Consider the following 19,847-nt stretch of genomic DNA (forward strand, 5'->3'; position numbering starts at 1 on the left):
TAAAACCTCCTACCCCTTTTTGTATTGCTAAACCTTACCATGGATCTAATAAGTTGCCGCCAACCTATTGTTATAACTTAAGATGTATGTTATATTTTCTTTGGTTAACACTAATTTTTAATTGTTTACTGGTGAATTTTTCATTTTTTGTAGATATACCATATTTTACTAAGGGGTTTTGGCATTGATTAGATTTGAAAATGTATCCAAGGTGTATGGTGCCCAGGCAGTTGTTAAAAACATTGACTTCCAGGTGGCCCAGGGAGAGTTTCTGGTGCTTATCGGCCCCAGCGGATGCGGCAAAACCACCACCCTGAAAATGATTAACCGGCTGGTGGAACCAAGCGGCGGTAAAATTCTGGTGGGCGGCAGGGACATAATGCAGCTTGACCCGGTGATGTTACGCAGGGAAATTGGCTATGTGATTCAACAAATCGGGCTTTTCCCCAATATGTCCATTGAGGAAAATATTGATTTGGTACCCCGGCTATTGGGTTGGGAAAAGGAAAAAAGGGCGGGCAGGGTACGCGAATTGCTCAAACTGGTGGATATGGATTACGACATGTATGCCGGGCGTTATCCCAACGAGCTGAGCGGCGGGCAGCAGCAGCGTATTGGCGTTCTCAGGGCGCTGGCCGCGGAACCTTCAATTATATTGATGGATGAGCCCTTCGGGGCGCTGGATCCCATAACCCGGGAAAATCTACAGGATGAGTTGAAGAATTTACAGAACAAATTGCAAAAAACCATAGTATTTGTTACCCATGACATGGATGAGGCCATTAAGCTGGCCGACCGTATCGCCATAATGAGGGATGGCGGCATAGTCCAGCTGGCTTCCCCGGAAACAATACTCAGGCATCCCAAAGACGATTTTGTGGTGGAATTCATAGGCAAGCACCGGGTCGGCAGTGAGCTGGCAACCGTGGAATCCATCATGAAAAGCAATCCTGTGATTATAGGGCCTGACAAGGGAGGGGCGGAGGCCCTTGCGCTGATGAGGCGCAAAGGTGTGGATACCCTGCTGGTGGTGGATGGGGAGAAAAAGTTACTGGGTGTGCTGTCCATCGAGAAGCTTGATCGGGAACACAAAGCAGTCCGGCTGATAAAGGATGTTATGGATACAAATTTGCCTGTGGTTACGGCTGAATCTTCCGCCAGCGAGGCCTTTGACCTCTTGATTGGGCAGGGACTAAAATATCTTCCCGTGGTTGATGAGCAAAACCGGCTGTTGGGACTGGTTACCAGGACCAGCATGGTCAATGCCCTGGCTGGTGTGGTTTGGGGAGAGGAGGATGGCGTTGAGTCCAATTTTTGAACTTTTAGCCACACGCTGGCCGGAAATAAGCGTGGCCCTCTGGCAACATATTTATCTCTCAATGGGCTCAGTGGCTTTTGGAATTCTTATTTCCGTTCCTCTGGGTATCTGGCTGTCTTCCAGGGATAAAACAGCCAGGATGGTGCTCGGGGTGTTCGGGGCGGTACAGACCATTCCCAGCCTGGCTTTTCTGGGCTTTGTGCTGCCGGTGCTGGGTATCGGCACGCTGCCGGCCATGACCGTACTCTTTATTTATTCTGTTTTACCCATATTACGCAACACCTATACGGCAATTAAGGAGGTAAACCCTGCTTTGCTTGAGGCCGGCACCGGCATGGGCATGACCGCCCGGGAACTGCTTTTTATGGTTAAACTGCCCATGGCGTTGCCGGTGATAATGTCGGGAATAAAAATATCAACCGTTTATATAATCAGCTGGACAACCTTTTCCGCCCTTATCGGCGCGGGTGGTCTGGGTGATCTTATCTACGGCGGCATGAATGTTTATGATCTGGGCTTAATTGTGGCGGGAACCATTCCTGCGGCGCTGCTGGCTATTCTGGCCGGTTCGATTCTGGGACGGCTGGAGAGGGCTGTTAAGCCCCGGGGACTGAGGTAAGCCTATGCTGTAAAAAAAAGGAGGGGGTGAGTTTATGTATAACATACTGGCGCTTACCTTGCAGCACCTGTGGCTGTCGGCCGCCGGAGTTTTGATAGCCTGTCTGGTGGGAATGCCATTGGCCGTGGTATTGCTGCGATACCGTGTTTTAGCGGGGCCGGTGATGGCTGTTATAGATGCCTTTCAAACCATACCCAGTCTGGCCATGCTGGCAATACTAATGTATTACCTGGGCCTGGGGAATACCACTTTAATAGTGGCGCTTTTTATATACGCGCTGCTGCCCGTTGTTAGAAATACATACGTCGGGCTGGACGGTGTGAACCGGGAATTGCTGGAGGCGGGAAAGGGAATGGGTATGACCCGCTGGCAGATACTCAGGCTGGTTCGTATTCCCATAGCCCTGCCGGTAATTCTGGCAGGTTTCCGGGTGGCCATAGTGACTTCCATCGGCATTGCCACCGTTGGTACGCTGATTGGCGCGGGGGGGCTGGGTGATCCTATCTGGAGGGGGATACAGCTTTCCGACACGGCCTTAATTCTCTGGGGAGCCGTTCCCGCAGCCGTGATGGCGGTTCTGTCGGATATTCTGCTGGGCAGGCTGGAAAAAACCGTGATTCCAAGAGGAATGAGAGTTAAAATAGCTGATTGAAGGGGTTGTTTATTATTAGAAAAATTATATTACCGGTTTTATTGCTGTCAATGGCGCTGGTGTTTGCCGGATGCGGGGGCGATAACTCCCCTGCGGGTTCAAAGGGCAAAGTTGTGGTGGGTTCGAAAAATTTTAATGAGAATATCATTCTTGGAGAGATGCTGACCCAGCTGATTGAGGCAAAAACCGATTTAACCGTGGAACACAAACCCAATCTCGGGGGAACGATGGTGTGTTTTAACGCCCTGAAAAAGGGCGATCTGGACCTGTACCCCGACTATACAGGAACCGGCCTGATGGCCATATTAAAAAGGCCTGTTGAAACCGACCCCGACAAGGTGTATAACCTTGTGCAGGAGGAATACAATAAACAGTTCGATTTGAAATGGATGAAACCTTTCGGGTTTAACAACACCTACGCCATTGCCGTTCGTCAGGAAACCGCGGAAAAATATAATTTGCAAAAAACCTCCGACCTTGCCGCTTTGTCCGGGGACATGCTTTTTGGAGGGGAACAGGAGTTTTTTAACAGGCAGGATGGTTACGACGGGCTGATTAAAGCCTACGGGCTTAAATTTAAGGATACCAAATCCTTTGAAACCGCGTTGAAATACCAGGCCGCGGCCCAGAAAAAAATTGATGTCACCGATGCCTTCAGCACCGACGGAGAATTAATTACTTATAATTTAAAAATACTTGAAGACGATAAAAATTTCTTTCCACCTTATTTTTGCACGGCGGTGGTAAGGAACGACACCCTTAAAAAATATCCGGAGCTTGAAGAAACCATCAACCTGCTGGAAGGAAAAATAAGCGATGAGGAAATGCAGCAATTAAACTACCAGGTGGCGGAGAAAAAGCGGGAAGCCAAGGATGTGGTGGTAGAGTTTTTACAGGATAAGGGCATCATATAAAAATAATAATCTCTATATGACAGGAAAGTGCGATACTGTCAAATATCCCGGATTTAGCATATAAATCCGGGTTTTATTTTTGCCGTAAACACGGACGTGAATATTCTTTTTCCTTCTTAGGTGTACTTTAAAAGCCAATCCCGGATTTTTTACGGTTTCAGCCGGACCCGTCATCCAACCCCCCATACCCGGAATGGATGCAGTTGGATATTTTTGGGGGTTCGGGCGGCCAAGTTGTTAAATAAAGGTTATTTTTTCCACTCCATTGTTCATATCAATGTAGTATACAAGCTTCATAATTTAATCGAGGAGTGGTTGGGGTGGCCGGAAAATGGCATTTGATGACCCCGGAGGAGGTACTGGAGGTTTTTCGCTCCGATCCGGTCAGGGGGTTGGAGGAGAAGGAGGCGTCGGACAGGCTGGCCAGGTTCGGCCCCAATGAAATTGGAAAAGAGCCGGTTTTACGCGCCGGGCAGATTTTTGTGGAGCAATTCAGGGATATAAAGCTTTCCGCTTTGCTGGCGGTGGCGGCTCTAACCGGGCTCACGGGGGAATATGCCGGGGCGGCGGCAGTGCTGGTCATGGCCCTGCTGGGGGCTGTGACCGGGTTTATCCAGGAATACCGTACTGAAAAAAATATACGCCGGGCAAAGGATGCAATAGTTCCCCGGGCCAGGGTGGTCCGGGACGGCAAGGAAAAAACAGTGCCGGCAAAATTAATTGTACCCGGCGATCTGGTTATCCTGGAACAGGGCGACATAGTTCCGGCCGACCTGAGACTCACCTGGACAAGCAGTCTGCAAATTGAGGAAGCTGTTCTTACAGGGGATACCGGCCCGGTAATAAAGTCGGAGCCTGAGGAATCCGGGGAGGACTCCCCGGGGCACCGCCGGAACATGGCTTTTGGGGGTACGGTGGTGTCCGGCGGCAGTGGCAGGGGGGTGGTTGTGGCCACCGGGATGTTGTCTGAAATAGGGCTTGAGGCCGGGGTGAGCGGCCATTCCGAAGATGACGCGCCTATGCAGGGCTTTTTGGCTTACCGGGGCCGTTTCATTTTTTACGCCGGGCTGGCGGCATGCCTGGCAGTAACGGTGATAGGCGTGTACCGGGGGCAGGATGTTTATCTGATGCTGTTGACCGGTTTAAGTCTGGCCGCCGCTGCTGTGCCCGGGGGATTGCCCGCGGTATTGAATTTTTCCCTGGGCCTCGGGTTGATCAGGATGCTACGCCGGGGTGTGGTGGCCCGGGAGATCTCCGCCGTGGAAAAAACAGCCGGCGTCACAGTGCTCTGCCTGAACAAAACAGGCATCCTTACCCGCAATGTAATGACGGTTCGCCTGGTTTTGGCGGGGGACGCCGAGGTGACGGCGGAAGGAGAAGGATATGAGCCCCGGGGGGCGTTGAAATATGACAGGGGGCTGATAAAGGGCCCGGAGTTGCAGCTTTTATTGAGAGCTGCCGCACTGTGCAACAATGCCGTGCTGCACAGGGGAGAAATAACCATTGGGGGACTGTTCCGGGATATGGGAAAGGGTTTGAGTCCCAGGCAGTGGGGAATTTCCGGCGACCCCACCGAGGGAGCCTTGCTGGTGATGGCCGCCAGGGGCGGTGTCTGGAGGGAAAAACTGGAGCAAAAGGAAAGCAGGGTGAGGGAAATACCCTTTAGTCCCGGGAGAAGGCGCATGACGGTTATTTACCGGGGAAATACGGGTAATGTAACCGCTTATGTGAAAGGCGCCCCGGAGGAATTGCTGGACAGGTGCGCCAGCCTTTACCAGGATGGAGTGCCTGTTCCCATGGGTCTGGAGGACAGGGAGAAATTGCTCCGGCAGGTTTCCGGGCTGGCGGCCCGGGGGCTTAGGGTGCTGGCCCTGGCCTGCCGGGAAATGACGGAGGATATTAAAGTTTATGAACCGGAAGCTGTGGAGAGGGAACTGGTTTTTCTGGGGCTCGCAGGCCTGGGGGATACTCCGGACCCTGCCGCCGCCGGCGTCCTGTACGGGCTTAGGCGGGCCGGGGTAAAAGCTGTTCTGGCGACCGGGGAGCACCCGCTGACCGCCCGGGCCCTGGCCGCGGAAGCCGGGTTCTGGGGGCTTACAAACAGCGTAATAACCGGAGAGCAGATGGATCAGATGAATGACGGGGAACTGGCCCGGGAACTGGAAAAGGGAAGCATTTTCGCCAGGGTTGATCCCTTTCGGAAACTGCGTATTATCAAGTCTTTGAAACAATCCGGACATGTGGTGGCCTGCACCGGTAAAGGGGTGGCCGACATACCTGTTATTAATGAGGCTGATCTGGGCATAGCCCTGGAAGGCCGGGCGGCGCCCGCCCTTATAGACAAATCCTCCCTGGTGCTCCGGGGCGGCGGCTTCAGCTCTTTTGCCGGTGCCCTGGAAGAGTCCAGGGGTATCTGCCGGAATGCGCGAAATATATTAATTTATCTGCTTTCCTGCTGTCTGTCGCTGCTGGCCGTTACACTGGCCGCGGTTCTGGCCGGTTTTCCGCCCCTCTTTTTACCGGTGCAGATACTCTGGCTGGGTTTGTTATTCGGGGGGCTTCCGGTTATGGCTCTGGGGATGGACCCGCCGGATAAAAGGGTGCTTTTCAACATGCCCGAAAAAACAAGCGGCATATTAAACATGGCTGTGGCCCGCAAGGTCGCCTCCAGGGGGATTGTGGCAGGGCTGGCGGTAATGTCGGTATTTTGCCTGCTTTACGGCGGCAGCCCCGGGGGGTTGGACGCGGCCAGGACGGCAGCGTTGAACGCCATGGTGCTTATGATGCTGTTTTGCACATTTACAGGCCATAATGAATACCATGCCGGCGGGGAATTCTTCCCCCCGGCGAATCAACGGCTGACGGCCGCTGCCGTTTCGATTCTGGCGCTTCAGCTGGCGGTAACTTACCTGTCCCTTTTAACCCCCCTGTTTCATACCGTGCCGCTGCAATTACACCAATGGGGCTTAATACTGGCGGTATGCGCCCTTGCGCTGCCCGCCGTCCTGGTATTCCGCCGTATAAGGAAAAGGTTCGGGGAGAAAATAATGTATTTAAAGGTGTGAATACCGGCTGCCCGGGTGGCGCGCCTTTAATCCGGATTGGTGAAGGAACAGGTTTTTTACGGTGAGTTTATAATAAAGCAGGAAATAGTATACTGGTTGGGGAAAGTAAAAAGGTGTGCCTTTATGGGGCACACCTGAAGGTGTTTACGGGGGTGATTGCAATTAAATTCGTTAAATTTCACGGTCTGGGCAACGATTTTGTGATTGTTGACGCCCTGGAGGAATCCGGCCTGCCGGAAAACCGGGAGGAGCTGCCGGGACTGGCCAGGGATGTCTGCCACAGGCGTTTCGGCGTGGGAGCGGACGGATTGATTCTGATAAAAAAGTCAGATAAAGCCGATATATACATGCAAATAATAAACTCCGACGGCAGCGAGCCGGAAATGTGCGGCAACGGCATCCGCTGCGTGGCCAAATATGTTTATGACGCCGGAATTGTGCCCCGGCGGCAGATAAGGGTGGAGACCCTGGCCGGGATTATACTGCCGGAAATAATAACGGATGACCATAAGGCTGCCATGGTTAAAGTGGATATGGGCCAGCCGGGACTGGAGCGGTCGGATATTCCCATGCTGGGACCAGCGGGCAGGGTTGTGGGCGAACCGCTGGAACACCGGGGTGAAATTTTCAGGGTAACCGCGGTGTCCATGGGTAATCCCCACTGCGTTATCTTTGTGGATGATGTCCAGGCGGTTCCCCTTTATCAGCTGGGACCGGAACTGGAAGTTCACCCGGCCTTTCCCCGGAAGGCAAATATTGAATTTGTTCAGGTGCTAAACCAGGGGGAAGTAATCATGAGGGTCTGGGAAAGGGGGGCGGGATACACCATGGCCTGCGGAACAGGCGCCTGCGCGGCGGGGGTGGCCTCGTGCCTGAACGGTTACACCGGCAGGAAGGTAATGGTTCACCTGCAGGCGGGCCCCCTGGAAATAGAATGGTCTGTTAATAATCATGTATACATGACGGGACCGGCCAGGAAGGTATTTACTGGGGACTACCCGTTGGAGTAAAGTATATAAGGACCTGTTTGAAAACCAATCTGCATCAAGGAGGCATTCTAACATGAAAATTATCGAAGCCCAGAGAATTAAGAACCTGCCGCCATATCTATTCGCCCGCATTGAGAGGATGATTGCTCAGAAAAGGGCGGAAGGAGTGGATATCATAAGCCTGGGTATTGGCGACCCGGATATGCCCACCCCCGATTACATAATAGAGGAATTGAGCAGGGAAGCCAAAAACCCTGCCAATCACCAGTATCCCTCATCCGTGGGAATGATTAATTTCCGCCAGGCGGTGGCGGACTGGTACGGCCGCAGGTTCGGGGTGGAACTGGACCCCAAAACGGAGGTCGTGTCCCTGATCGGCTCCAAGGAGGGTATCGGGCACATATCCTGGTGTTACCTGGATCCCGGTGATACGGTGCTGGTTCCTGACCCCTCCTACCCGGTATATGCCGGCGGGGCCATACTGGCGGGGGCAGTGCCTTACTACGTGCCCCTTACGGCGGAGAGAGGATTTCTGCCCGATTTTGCCGATATACCTTCGGATGTGGCCAAAAAAGCCAAAATGATGTTTCTGAACTATCCCAACAACCCCACCGGGGCGGTGGCCACGGAGGAGTTTTTCAGGGAAGCCGTCGCCTTTGCCAGGGAATACCGGATACTGATTTGTCATGACGCTCCCTATACCGAGGTGGCCTTTGACGGCTATAAACCCATCAGCTTCCTGCAGACGCCCGGGGCAAAGGAAGTGGGAATAGAGTTTCACTCAGTGTCGAAAACCTATAACATGACCGGCTGGAGAATCGGCTGGGCCTCGGGTCATCCCGACGTGGTGGAGGCCCTGGGCAGATTGAAATCCAACCTTGACTCCGGTCAGTTCCAGGCAATTCAGTACGCCGCCATTGCCGCTTTAAGCGGACCCCAGGACATCGTGGCATATAACAACGGAGTTTACAGGGAGCGCCGGGATATACTGGTGGACGGTCTTAATGAAATAGGCTGGAAACTGGAGAAACCGAAAGCCACTATTTATGTCTGGGCGCCCGTGCCGCCGGGACACACCTCCGAGTCCTTCGCGGAACTGGTACTGGAAAAGGCCGGGGTGGTGGTTACTCCGGGTACCGGCTACGGCCCCAAGGGGGCGGGGTATTTCAGAATGTCCCTTACACTGTCCACCGGGCGGCTGAAAGAGGCCATAGAAAGAATTAAAAAGCAGGTAGGCACGGTTAAATTTTAACACGGAAAAAACAGCAAAAATCAATTGCTGGTACTATAAGGAGGCACTTTTCCAAATGAATCTGGCAGACAGAGCTGCAAATATTAGCCCATCACCCACACTGTCCATTGACGCCAAGGCTAAAAAACTGATTGCATCCGGCGCGGATGTGGTAAATTTCGGAGTGGGAGAACCGGATTTCGACACCCCGGACCACATCAAACAGGCGGCCATTGAAGCCATCAACAAGGGCATGACCAAATACACCGCCGTGGCCGGCACGGAGCAGCTGAAAGCCGCCATTATAAAAAAATTCAAGGAAGATAACGGGCTTGACTACCAGCCAGGCCAGATTGTTGTTTCCGTGGGGGCAAAACACTCCCTTTACAACCTGTTCCAGGTTATCTGCCAGAAAGGGGACGAGGTAATCCTTCCCGCTCCCTACTGGGTAAGCTATCTGGAACAGATAAAGCTTGCCGGCGGCACCCCGGTGATAGTGCAGACCCGGGCTTCCAACGGTTTTAAGCTTACCCCGGAGGAATTGGAAAGCGCCGTAACCCCCCGCACCAAAATAATATTGATCAACAGCCCCAGCAACCCCACCGGGGCGGTTTACACCCGGGAGGAACTGGCAGCCCTGGGAGATATACTGGTAAGGCATAAAATAGCGATTATTTCCGACGAAATATACGAAAAGCTTGTTTATGACGGGCTGGAGCATGTCAGCATAGCCTCCCTGAGTCCGGAATTAAAAGACCTGACGGTGGTTATAAACGGCGTGTCCAAAGCCTATGCCATGACCGGCTGGCGGATCGGCTATGCCGCCGCCCCCGGGCCCGTGGCCAAGGCCATGGCGGATTTGCAGAGCCATTCCACCTCCAACCCCACGTCCATCGCCCAGGCCGCCAGCGTGGCCGCCCTGACGGGCACCCAGGAGCCGCTGAAGGAAATGGCGGTGGAGTTCAACCGGCGCCGGGATTACATGCTGGACAGGGTCAACAGCATTCCCGGTTTGAGCTGCGGCCGGCCGGGAGGAGCATTCTACCTGTTCCCGGATATGAGCCGTTATATAGGGCTTTCTTTCAACGGCCGGAAGATAAACGGCGCCTCGGAGCTGGCCGCGGTATTTCTGGAGGAGGCCAATGTGGCCCTGGTCCCGGGAATAGCCTTCGGAGATGACCGGTGCTTCAGGCTTTCCTACGCCGCTTCCATGGAAAGGATAAAAGAGGGGCTTGACCGTATCGAAGCGCTGCTGGGCAGGATAAAATAAATAAAATATACGCTTAGCTGTATTGATCTCCGGTACGGACCATAAAATACTGGTGGTGAATGTTTTGCCCATGAGCATGACCGGCTTCGGCCGGGGAGAAGCCACGGGAGAGGGTAAAAATTTTACCGTGGAAATGAAATCCGTTAATCATCGTTTCTGTGAAGTAATGCTGAGAATGCCCAGGGGAATGGCAGCCCTGGAAGAAAAGGCCAGGCGTTACGTGCAGTCCAGACTGGCCCGGGGCAGGATTGACATCTACGTATCCGTGGAAAACAGCGCTGAAAAAACTCCTGCTGTTAAAGTTGACAAAGTACTGGCAGCGTCGTATTATAAGGCAATGGAAGAACTTCTCAAGGATCTTGGAATTACTTCCGAAATTAAGCCGGAACACCTTTTTTCTCTTCCTAACGTCATTTCTCTGGAGGAACCGGAGGAGGATGTGGAAGCTTACTGGCCGGTGCTGGAAAAAGCATTGGCCGGTGCGCTGGACCGCCTGCTGGAAATGCGCGAAACCGAGGGAACAAGGCTGCGGCTGGATTTGCTTTCCAGATTGGAGCAGGTTAAGGTTACTGTTAAGGAAATAGAGCAGCGCTCCGCGGGAGTGGTGGAGGAATACAGGTTAAGGCTTACCCAGCGCCTGCAGGAGTGGCTTAACGATTCAACCCTTGACATAAACAGGCTAATGGCTGAAGTGGCGGTATTTGCCGAGCGTTCCAGCATCACCGAGGAGGTGGTGAGGCTTTACAGCCATATTGATCAGGCCGCCGTCACCTTGAAAATGGATGAACCGGTGGGCAGAAAACTGGACTTTTTATTACAGGAGATGAACCGGGAAATAAACACCATAGCCTCAAAGGCGTCTGATCTGTCTATAGCCAAAGCTTCGGTGGAAGTAAAGAGTGAATTGGAGAAAATCAGGGAGCAGGTACAAAACTTGGAATAGGTCGGGACATTACTTCGCAAGGGTGTCCCCTTACCTTATTTGGGAGGGACATAACAAATGGATATAAAACTTATTAATATAGGTTTCGGAAATATAGTATCGGCCAACCGTATCATCGCCATTGTCAGTCCCGAATCCGCGCCGATTAAAAGGATCATAACCGAAGCCAGGGACCGGGGCATGCTGGTTGACGCCACTTACGGCCGGAGAACCAGGGCGGTTGTAATAACCGACAGCGACCACGTAATACTGTCCGCGGTGCAGCCGGAGACGGTGGCCCACCGGCTTGGGGGCAAGGAACCGGCGTCTCCGGCCATTGAAGAAACCGGCGAGTGATTTGAGGCCAAAATAGCATGCAGCAGGGATTATTGATTGTAATATCCGGCCCCTCCGGTTCCGGCAAGGGTACCCTTTGCGGTCATCTGGTGGAGCGCCGTCCGGATATTAAAATTTCCGTGTCGGCGACCACCAGGGCTCCCAGACCCGGGGAAATAAACGGGGTTAATTACTATTTTCTTTCCCGGGAAGAATTTAAAAAGCTGGTTGATGCCGACGGATTTCTTGAATGGGCGGCAATATACAGCTATATGTACGGGACTCCTGTCGGACCTGTAAGGGAAATGCTGGATAGCGGCCAGGATGTGATACTGGAAATTGACGTTCAGGGCGGACTTCAAATAAGAGAGAGGTTTCCCGGGGCGATACTGATATTTATAACCACCCCCTCCCGGGAGGAACTGGAGAGAAGGTTAAAGGGGAGGGGCACCGACGACCCGAGGGAAATCGACGTCAGGCTCAAATGGGCCGACACCGAATTAATGCAGGCCGGCGGGTATGACTATGTGGTTATAAATGATTCCGTGGATAACGCGGTGAGAAAACTGGAATGTATTATAGAGGCGGAAAAAAGCCGTCCCCGCAGGATGATAATTCCCGGATGGCTGAACCACTGACGTGATATAATTATGAATTGGATTTGGAGGGTCGCCATTGAACCAGCCGTCTCTGGACCAATTGATGCAGAAGGTGGACAGTCGCTATACCCTGGTGGTGGTAGCGGCAAAAAGGGCCAGGCAGTTAACGGAAAAGAAGGAAAACCTCAAGGAAGAAAATATGGACGGGCTGGTAAAAAAGCCCGTTACGGAAGCGCTTCAGGAAATAGTTAGCAATAGGGTTAATTACCGCCGTACCAAGCAGGGAATAAAATAACGGAGGTATGGGTCATGCTGGGGGGCAAATCTATCACCCTGGGGGTGACCGGAGGCATAGCCGCTTACAAGGCGGCGGACCTGGCCAGCAAGCTTACCAAATTAAACGCCCGGGTAAATGTCATTATGACCCGGTCTGCCACTAATTTTGTAACACCGCTTACTTTTGAGGCGGTAACGGGTAATCCCGTTCATTGTGATACTTTCGAACGGTCACCCGGCTACCGGGTTCCGCATATAGAGCTGGCATATAACGCGGATATCATGGCTGTGGTCCCGGCCACCGCAAATTTCTTGGGGAAGATGGCTCACGGCATAGCCGACGACCTGTTAACCACGTCGGTGCTGGCTGCCAGATGCCCCATTTTGATTTGTCCTGCCATGAACGTCCACATGTACGCAAACCCGGTGGTCCAGTCCAACACGGAAATATTAAAAAAACACGGTTATTACATACTGGAGCCCGAATCCGGCAGGATGGCCTGCGGTCATCAGGGAAAGGGCAGACTGCCCGAGGTGCAGGCAATCATCAACAGGATAATTGAATTAATTCCTCCGGTGGGGGACCTTGGCGGCTTAACGGTGCTGATTACCGCCGGGGGCACCAGGGAGCCCATAGATCCCGTCCGCTATATATCCAACCGCAGTTCCGGCAAAATGGGCTACTCCCTTGCCGGGGCGGCCTTTAACCGGGGTGCCAGGGTAATCCTGATAACCACGCCCACATCTCTGGAGCCTCCCCCGGGAGTGGACGTTGTGCGGGTGGAAACAGCCCTGGAAATGCATGATGCCGTCATGAACCGTTACGCCGAGGCGGACGTGGTTATAAAGGCCGCCGCCGTTGCCGATTACAGGCCCAGGCTTAAGGCGGAGCAAAAGATAAAAAAAGAGGGGGACACCCTGACCCTGGAACTGGAAAAGAACCCGGACATACTATTTGATCTGGGGATCAACAAAATGGAGGGCGTCACCCTGGTGGGGTTTGCCGCGGAGACTGAAAACCTGATAGAAAACGCCCGGGAAAAGGTGAGGAAAAAGAACCTGGATTTGCTGGTGGCCAACGATGTAACTTTACCCGGGGCCGGTTTCGGGACCGATACCAACATAGCCAAGCTGATTTACCCGGACGGCAGCATAGTGAGCCTGCCGCTGATGGACAAGCCGGCCCTGGCCAACCGCATCCTGGACGAGGTAATAGCCATAAGATCCAACCATTCATAAGTGGGACGGGGGTGGCAAGGGGACGTTTCGTCTGCCATCTCTTGAGATGGCAGACGAAACGTCCCCTTGCCACCCCCAACAGAAAACCTTTCCTTTTATTGGGGAAAGGTTTTTTGAATTGGAGGGCAAATCTAGAATAACAGAAAAATGTGGCGGGTGATGGAAAATGCCGCAAATTAAAGTTGGTTTTATTTGCAGGGCCGCAAGGCTCAAGTCCCTGGCGGGCAGGTTTTCCGAATTTGATTTTGTTAGCCTGGCCGGAGCGGTTGATCCCGCCGGCGGCGCGGGGCTACGCCCGGCTGCCCTGGAACCGGGCATCAACGTTCTGGACAGTGTGGAGGAATTGATTAAATTGCCAGGACTGCAGTTCGTGGTTGAAGACCGGGAAAATGCGGGCGTGGTGGAGGAATCCAACTGTTACACCCCCTTCGGGGTGATTGTGGCGGGGGCCCGGGCGCTGGAGAAGCTTTTCCGGCTGATAAAGAACCACGGTGAATTGATGCAGCTGATCAGGGATAAAGAATTGATGGGAATCATATTGGACAATGTGCAGGAGGGCATTCAGTATGTGGACAGGGACGGCGAACTGAGGTACGTAAACCCCGCCTATACCAGGATAACGGGAATCGACCCCAGGGAGCGGATAGGCACCAACGTGTATAACATGTCCCGGGACGGCGCCCTGGTGCTGGCCCTGAAAACAAAAAAGCCGGTTTTTGGCCTGCGCAACACCGCGGTGTACTCAAAAACCGAAGTTATTTCCAATGCTTCGCCTATATTTGACGGGGACGAGCTGCTGGGGGCGGTGGTGGCCTTCAGGGATATTACCGATATGCTGAGGCTGAACAGTGAATTGAAGCACTCCAACGAAGTGATCGCGGATTTGAGCAGCCGACTGGAGCATTTTCAGAGCAGCAAATACAGTTTTGACGATATTATGGGGATATCTGAGCAAATAAGGCGGCTGAAGGAACAGGGCAGGAAAATGGCCCTCTCCGATTCCACAGTGCTGATCCAGGGTGAGAGCGGGACCGGCAAGGAGCTCTTTGCCCACGCCATCCACCGGGCCAGCAGAAGGTCCGGCAGGCCCCTGGTGGAAGTGAATTGCGCCGCCATACCGGAGAACCTGCTGGAGAGCGAGTTGTTCGGGCACGAAAGGGGGGCCTTTACCGGGGCCGACAGGCAAAGGCGGGGCCGTTTCGAACTGGCCGGAGGAGGCACCATATTTCTTGACGAGATTGGCGAATTGAAGCAGGAAATGCAGGCCAAATTGCTAAGGGTGCTGCAGAGCAGGGAATTCGAAAGGGTTGGCGGCTCCGCCACCATCCGGGCCGACGTCAGGGTGGTGGCGGCAACCAACAGAAATTTGAAAGAAATGCTGGTAAAGGGAGAATTCCGGGAAGACCTGTATTACCGGCTGCACGTGCTGCACCTGGTGGTGCCGCCGCTCCGTGAAAGGATTGAGGATATTCCCGTGCTGGCCCGGCACCTGCTGCAAAAGGTTGCCCTGAAGCTGGGAATGCCCCCAAAAAGCATATCCCCGGAGGTGTTGAAATTCCTGCAGGAACACTCCTGGCCCGGAAATGTGAGGGAACTGGAAAACATGCTGGAAAGATTGCTGTATTATGTGGAGGGAGACAACATAACCGCGGATAGCCTGGCCATGCATTTTGACCCCTTTACAAAAAAGAGCGCGGCGAAGGAGCGCGGGCCGCTGCTTACCCTGGAAAAGGCCGAGGAGCAGGCCCTTTTAAGGGCGCTGGACTTTTACGGCCGGTCGGTGGAGGGGAAAAGAAAGGCCAGCAAATTTATGGGAATATCCCTGGCCACATTTTATAATAAATTGAAAAAATATAATATTAATTGATGAAAGTTTAACTTTATTGTTTTTAATATTTCTAGAATGCTGGAAAGGTTTCCAGTATTCTAGAAATGTCTTTTTATAAAAAATTCTATATATACAGGCATTTCGCAAAATAGATTCTAAAAACCTGGAATAAATCTGCCCCGCGCTGTGGCGCGAATACCGCGGAGCCCGCGTATTCCCCGCCTTGCGGGGCTTTTGTTTTTGGCACGGTTTATGCTGTATATCCCCAAATAAACAGGGAGGGACAGACTATGCAAAAATGGGGAAAATTAATAACGGCCATGGTCACTCCTTTTAACAGTGATGGTTCCATTGACTACGGCAAGGCGGGCGCCCTGGCCGGGGCTATAATAGAAAACGGCAGCGACGCCGTGGTTGTGGCCGGGACCACCGGGGAATCCGCCGCCTTATATACCAATGAGAAAAAGAAGCTTTTCAAAACCGTAAAATACTGCGTGGGCAACAAGGGTGCCGTGATTGCCAACACAGGCACAAATTTTACGTCGGAGTCCGTGCGGCTCAGCGCCGAGGCTGCGGAAGCCGGAGTGGACGGGCTGCTCCTGGTGACGCCCTATTATAATAAACCCCCCCAGGAGGGGCTGTACCGGCATTTTAAAAAAATAGCCTCTTCCACTTCCCTGCCGGTGATGCTTTACAATGTTCCCGGCAGAACCTCCTGCAACCTGCTGCCGGAGACCGTGGCCAGGCTTGCGGAAATACCTAATATAAAGGCCATCAAAGAGGCAAGCGGCAACCTGGGGCAGGTGGCCGGGCTTTTGCGCAGTGTTCCGGGCGACTTTAAAGTGTACAGCGGTGACGACGCCCTTACCCAGCCCATGATGTCCATGGGGGCTGCCGGGGTTGTGAGTGTAGCCGGCAACATAGCCGGCGGAGCGCTTAAAAAAATGCTCCGCCTCTGCGAACTGGGCGAGTACGCCAAGGCCGGGGAAATGAGCCTTAAGCTGCTGCCGCTGTTTGAAATGCAGTTTGCCGCCACCAATCCCATTCCCATAAAGGAAATGTTGAAACAGCTGGGGGTCTTCGTGGGCGGCTGCCGGCTGCCGCTGATAGAGGCCGATTCCGGGCTGAAGGAAAAAATACGCCGGTGCCTGGAGCATTATAAAGGAGAAGGGCTTATTGACGACCTGACCGCCCTGGCTTAAAAAATAATTCCGGAGGATATTGCCTTGCTTGGTGTGATTATGCTTGATACGGTTTTTCCCCGCTATGCCGGCGACATAGGAAATCCCGGGACCTTCAGTTTTCCCGTAAGGCGACTGGTGGTCAGGGGCGCCTTTCCGGTGAGGGTTGTCTGTGAGTCCGACCGGGAACTGATTATTCCTTTTATAAGGGCCGCCAAACAGCTTGAAGAGGAAGGGGCCAGGCTCATATGCACCAGCTGCGGCTTTCTGTCCCTCTTCCAGAGCCAGATTGCCCGGGAATTAAAGGTTCCCTTCATATCCTCCAGCCTGCTGCAGGTGCCCCTGGTGTACAGCCTGCTGGGGGCTGAAAAAAAAGTGGGCATATTGACGGCCCACTCCGGGCACCTGACCAGGGAGCATTTGGCCGCGGTGGGGGCGGGCGGCGTTCCCGTGTCAATTCAGGGTATGGAAAAGGAGCCGGAGTTTTCAAGGGTTTTTGTGGGCAACAGCCCGGATGCCGATTTTCACCTGCTGGAGCGGGAGGTGGCCCGGGTGGCGTCCCGTTTTGCCGGGCCCGGGGATGTGGGGGCCATTGTCCTGGAATGCACCAACCTGCCCCCCTTCGAGCCCCGGATCAGGGAGGCTTCGGGCTTGCCGGTGTTTCATTTGAACAGCTTGATCAATATGGTTTACAACTCCCTTTAAGATAAATAGTGTTTGGGGGGGCATTGACGAATGTACAGAACCGAGCAGGATTTACTGGGCTTCCTGGACATACCCGCCGAAGCCTATTACGGGATTCACACCGCCCGCTCCCGGGAGAATTTCAATATAACCGGAATCCCCGTGGACCGGGAAATAATCATGTCCCTGGCCCTGGTCAAAAGGGCCGCCGCCCTGGCCAATATGGAGCTGGGCCGCCTGGAGGGCGATAAGGGCGGCGCCATTGCCCGGGCTGCGGCGGAGGTGGCGGAGGGAAATTTTATGGAGCAGTTCTCCCTGGATTCAATCCAGGGGGGCGCGGGAACTTCCATCAACATGAATGTAAACGAGGTCATCGCCAACAGGGCGATAGAGCTGTTGGGAGGTCAAAAGGGAGATTACGGCATTGTGTCCCCCAACGACCATGTGAATATGGCCCAGTCCACCAATGATGTTTTGCCCACCGCCATACATATCGCCCTGCTGAATAAAACGGAGCGCCTGGCGGACAGCCTTGGGGGGCTGATTGAGGCGCTGGGCCGGAAGGCGGAGGAGTTTGACGGGGTTGTCAAGACCGGAAGGACCCATTTGCAGGATGCCGTGCCCATCCGCCTGGGCCAGGAGTTTTCAGCCTACTCCGCTGTGATGAAAAGAAGTTTGAACAGGGTGACCGCCGCCGCCGGGGGATTGAGGGAGATAAATCTGGGGGCCACCGCTGTGGGCACGGGATTAAACGCTGGCAGGCGATTTTCCGGGCTGGCCCTGGAGCATCTTTGCGCCATAACCGGCCATAGACTGTTCCGGGCCGTCGATTTGGTGGATGCCACCCAAAACCAGGATGTGCTGCTGGAGCTTTCAGGGGCCCTCAGGGAACTGGCGGTGATGCTGTCAAAAATAGCCGGCGACCTCAGGCTGATGTCTTCGGGGCCGAGGTGCGGCTTTGGGGAAATGACCCTGCCGGAGGTCCAGGCCGGATCTTCCATCATGCCCGGCAAAATAAATCCCGTTATACCCGAGACGGTTAACCAGGTTTGCTTCCAGGTGCTGGGGAATGATCTGGCGGTTTCCCTGGCCATGCAGGCAGGACAACTGGAGCTTAACGTAATGTCCCCGGTAACCGTTTACAACCTGGTAAATTCTCTGCACCTGCTGACCAACGCCATTGCTGCCTTTGACCGCCGCTGCGTCAGGGGGATAAAGGCAAATGCCGGAAGGTGCGGCCAGTTGGTTGAGAAGAGCCTTGGCCTGCTGACCGCGCTGGTTCCCCGGATAGGCTATAAGGAGGCTTGCTCGGCGGCCAGGGAGGCCGGTGAGAGGGGCGACTCCCCGGTGGAGGTTCTGCTGCGGCGGAATTTGCTCACCCGGGAGGAGCTGGCTGAACTGCTTTCCCCCCTGGGCATGACCACCCCGGGAGGGGTGGAGGGGGACGGCGGAAGCCTGCCGGCGCAGCCGGCGGAATTCCAGAATATACGGCACAATTCGGAGGTAGTAAAGTGAAATTGAATTCCCCGGAGGCAGTGATCATTGGAGGGGGCATAATAGGCGTTTCAACCGCTTATTATCTGGCCCGGAAAGGAGTCCGCACCACTCTTCTCGAGTCCGGCGACTTGGCGGGTGGAACCTCCGGGTCCTGTGACAGGGCGATTATGATCCAATCAAAGAATCCCGGGCTTCCTCTCAGCATGGCCCTGGCCGGTTCCAAACTTTACGAAAGCCTGGAATCCGAGCTGGGAGAGGATTTGGAATACGGCAAAATCGGGGGAATGATACTAATTGAGAGTGAAGAGGAAATGCGGGTCATGGAGAAAATTGTCGGCCGTCAGAGGGAGGCCGGAATTGATGTGGTCATATTAGGCCGCTCCGGGACCCTGGCCCGGCAGCCCGCGGTATCCCCCCACGTGCTGGGAGCCACCTACTGGAATGGTGATGCCGATGTAAACCCCGTCAAGGTCTGTTTTGCCATGGGAAGGGCCGCAGCCTCCAGGGGGGCGGACATCAGGCTGGGAACCAGGGTCACCGGGTTTATAAAAGACAAGGACGGGATCGCCGGCGTCCGCACCGGAAGCGGTGATATAAAGGCCGGCAAAGTGATCATCGCCGCCGGCGTCTGGACACCGGAACTGGGAAAAATGGCGGGCCTTCATATACCCATCATACCCAGAAAGGGGCAGATACTGGTAACTGAAAAAATATCCCCGCTGATTAACGGAAATATATTAAGCGGCAGGTACATAGCCTGCAAGCACAATCCGGAGCTGGCCAAAGCCGGGGGTGAATACAGCGCGCTGGGCCTGGGCCTTTCCATGGGGCAGACCCGCAGCGGCAATCTGCTGATAGGAGGCACCAGGGAATTTGCCGGTTATGATTGCGGCACCACACCGGAGGCCGTCAGGGCCATAGCCGGAGAAGCTGTGAGGTTGTTTCCGGCATTGAAAAAAGTGAATTTATTGAGAACTTTTGCGGGATTAAGGCCCTATACGCCGGACGGGATGCCCATAGTGGGGCCGGTTCCGGAAAGGCCGGGGCTTTTTATAGCCGCCGGCCACGAGGGTGACGGCATCGCCCTGGGCCCGGTCACCGGCAGCCTGCTGGCGGATATGGTGGCCGGAACCGCCGGCGGCTGGGATTTAAGCCCTCTCAGCATCACCAGGTTCAATGATTACATTCTGTAGATCTCATTAATTTTGTCATGGGAGGAGTAGCAAT

At 54.0% G+C, this 19,847-nt stretch carries 18 protein-coding genes; all 18 read left to right on the top strand.

Going from position 1 to position 19,847, the window contains the following annotated elements; all coding sequences use genetic code 11:
• The first annotated feature begins 184 nt into the window (after positions 1 to 184).
• Positions 185 to 1,318 (top strand): ABC transporter ATP-binding protein, encoded by a 1,134-nt coding sequence (locus tag DCCM_RS03445; RefSeq protein ID WP_104371060.1) that lies wholly within the window; start codon positions 185 to 187, stop codon positions 1,316 to 1,318.
• Positions 1,302 to 1,937 (top strand): ABC transporter permease, encoded by a 636-nt coding sequence (locus tag DCCM_RS03450; RefSeq protein ID WP_231702634.1) that lies wholly within the window; start codon positions 1,302 to 1,304, stop codon positions 1,935 to 1,937. Before DCCM_RS03445 ends, DCCM_RS03450 begins: the two co-directional genes overlap by 17 nt.
• A 34-nt stretch (positions 1,938 to 1,971) precedes the next feature.
• Entirely contained in the window at positions 1,972 to 2,589 is a 618-nt protein-coding gene (locus DCCM_RS03455) for an ABC transporter permease (protein WP_104371062.1), read from the top strand.
• A 5-nt stretch (positions 2,590 to 2,594) separates the two neighbouring features.
• A complete protein-coding gene (locus DCCM_RS03460; protein WP_231702635.1) occupies positions 2,595 to 3,503 on the top strand; it encodes a glycine betaine ABC transporter substrate-binding protein in 909 nt (302 codons plus the stop codon).
• 320 nt (positions 3,504 to 3,823) lie between these two features.
• Positions 3,824 to 6,568, top strand: a complete 2,745-nt coding sequence (locus DCCM_RS03465; protein WP_104371063.1) for a cation-translocating P-type ATPase — start codon at positions 3,824 to 3,826, stop codon at positions 6,566 to 6,568.
• Between the two features lie 161 nt (positions 6,569 to 6,729).
• Complete coding sequence (dapF, locus tag DCCM_RS03470; protein WP_104371105.1) at positions 6,730 to 7,578, top strand: diaminopimelate epimerase; 849 nt, start codon at positions 6,730 to 6,732, stop codon at positions 7,576 to 7,578.
• 52 nt (positions 7,579 to 7,630) lie between these two features.
• Positions 7,631 to 8,809 (top strand): LL-diaminopimelate aminotransferase, encoded by a 1,179-nt coding sequence (locus DCCM_RS03475; protein WP_104371064.1) that lies wholly within the window; start codon positions 7,631 to 7,633, stop codon positions 8,807 to 8,809.
• A gap of 55 nt (positions 8,810 to 8,864) precedes the next feature.
• Positions 8,865 to 10,058 carry a pyridoxal phosphate-dependent aminotransferase gene (locus DCCM_RS03480; RefSeq protein WP_104371065.1) on the top strand — a complete coding sequence of 398 codons (1,194 nt, stop codon included), beginning with the start codon at positions 8,865 to 8,867 and terminating at the stop codon, positions 10,056 to 10,058.
• A gap of 22 nt (positions 10,059 to 10,080) precedes the next feature.
• The gene (locus DCCM_RS03485; protein WP_307718792.1) at positions 10,081 to 11,001 is read left to right on the top strand and encodes a YicC/YloC family endoribonuclease; all 921 of its coding nucleotides are present in this window, start codon (positions 10,081 to 10,083) and stop codon (positions 10,999 to 11,001) included.
• A gap of 57 nt (positions 11,002 to 11,058) precedes the next feature.
• Positions 11,059 to 11,337 (top strand): extracellular matrix/biofilm regulator RemA, encoded by a 279-nt coding sequence (gene remA / locus DCCM_RS03490; RefSeq protein ID WP_104371066.1) that lies wholly within the window; start codon positions 11,059 to 11,061, stop codon positions 11,335 to 11,337.
• A 17-nt stretch (positions 11,338 to 11,354) separates the two neighbouring features.
• A complete protein-coding gene (gene gmk / locus DCCM_RS03495; protein WP_104371067.1) occupies positions 11,355 to 11,954 on the top strand; it encodes a guanylate kinase in 600 nt (199 codons plus the stop codon).
• A gap of 37 nt (positions 11,955 to 11,991) precedes the next feature.
• Positions 11,992 to 12,210, top strand: coding sequence for a DNA-directed RNA polymerase subunit omega (rpoZ, locus tag DCCM_RS03500; protein ID WP_104371068.1), 219 nt, complete (start codon positions 11,992 to 11,994; stop codon positions 12,208 to 12,210).
• A gap of 14 nt (positions 12,211 to 12,224) precedes the next feature.
• Positions 12,225 to 13,430, top strand: coding sequence for a bifunctional phosphopantothenoylcysteine decarboxylase/phosphopantothenate--cysteine ligase CoaBC (coaBC, locus tag DCCM_RS03505; protein ID WP_104371069.1), 1,206 nt, complete (start codon positions 12,225 to 12,227; stop codon positions 13,428 to 13,430).
• A gap of 166 nt (positions 13,431 to 13,596) precedes the next feature.
• Positions 13,597 to 15,297 carry a sigma-54 interaction domain-containing protein gene (locus DCCM_RS03510; protein WP_231702636.1) on the top strand — a complete coding sequence of 567 codons (1,701 nt, stop codon included), beginning with the start codon at positions 13,597 to 13,599 and terminating at the stop codon, positions 15,295 to 15,297.
• Between the two features lie 251 nt (positions 15,298 to 15,548).
• A complete protein-coding gene (gene dapA / locus DCCM_RS03515) occupies positions 15,549 to 16,460 on the top strand; it encodes a 4-hydroxy-tetrahydrodipicolinate synthase (RefSeq protein WP_104371070.1) in 912 nt (303 codons plus the stop codon).
• 33 nt (positions 16,461 to 16,493) lie between these two features.
• Positions 16,494 to 17,144: an aspartate/glutamate racemase family protein gene (locus DCCM_RS03520; RefSeq protein WP_231702639.1), complete on the top strand. Its 651-nt coding sequence runs from the start codon at positions 16,494 to 16,496 to the stop codon at positions 17,142 to 17,144.
• Positions 17,145 to 17,174: 30 nt separating this feature from the next.
• Entirely contained in the window at positions 17,175 to 18,638 is a 1,464-nt protein-coding gene (locus DCCM_RS03525) for an aspartate ammonia-lyase (protein ID WP_104371072.1), read from the top strand.
• Positions 18,635 to 19,813 (top strand): NAD(P)/FAD-dependent oxidoreductase, encoded by a 1,179-nt coding sequence (locus DCCM_RS03530; protein ID WP_165792006.1) that lies wholly within the window; start codon positions 18,635 to 18,637, stop codon positions 19,811 to 19,813. The genes DCCM_RS03525 and DCCM_RS03530 overlap by 4 nt, the downstream gene beginning before the upstream one ends.
• Positions 19,814 to 19,847: the final 34 nt, after the last annotated feature.

Origin of the sequence: Desulfocucumis palustris, assembly GCF_002933875.1 — a bacterium.
GTDB lineage: Bacteria > Bacillota > Desulfotomaculia > Desulfotomaculales > Desulfocucumaceae > Desulfocucumis > Desulfocucumis palustris.

What these genes read in the sequence shown, in the direction of transcription:
- DCCM_RS03455 (WP_104371062.1), top strand. Translation starts at nt 1,972, where the DNA reads ATGTATAACATACTGGCGCTTACCTTGCAGCACCTGTGGCTGTCGGCC.
- DCCM_RS03475 (WP_104371064.1), top strand. Translation starts at nt 7,631, where the DNA reads ATGAAAATTATCGAAGCCCAGAGAATTAAGAACCTGCCGCCATATCTA.
- DCCM_RS03480 (WP_104371065.1), top strand. Translation starts at nt 8,865, where the DNA reads ATGAATCTGGCAGACAGAGCTGCAAATATTAGCCCATCACCCACACTG.
- remA (WP_104371066.1), top strand. Translation starts at nt 11,059, where the DNA reads ATGGATATAAAACTTATTAATATAGGTTTCGGAAATATAGTATCGGCC.
- gmk (WP_104371067.1), top strand. Translation starts at nt 11,355, where the DNA reads ATGCAGCAGGGATTATTGATTGTAATATCCGGCCCCTCCGGTTCCGGC.
- coaBC (WP_104371069.1), top strand. Translation starts at nt 12,225, where the DNA reads ATGCTGGGGGGCAAATCTATCACCCTGGGGGTGACCGGAGGCATAGCC.
- DCCM_RS03510 (WP_231702636.1), top strand. Translation starts at nt 13,597, where the DNA reads ATGCCGCAAATTAAAGTTGGTTTTATTTGCAGGGCCGCAAGGCTCAAG.
- dapA (WP_104371070.1), top strand. Translation starts at nt 15,549, where the DNA reads ATGCAAAAATGGGGAAAATTAATAACGGCCATGGTCACTCCTTTTAAC.
- DCCM_RS03525 (WP_104371072.1), top strand. Translation starts at nt 17,175, where the DNA reads ATGTACAGAACCGAGCAGGATTTACTGGGCTTCCTGGACATACCCGCC.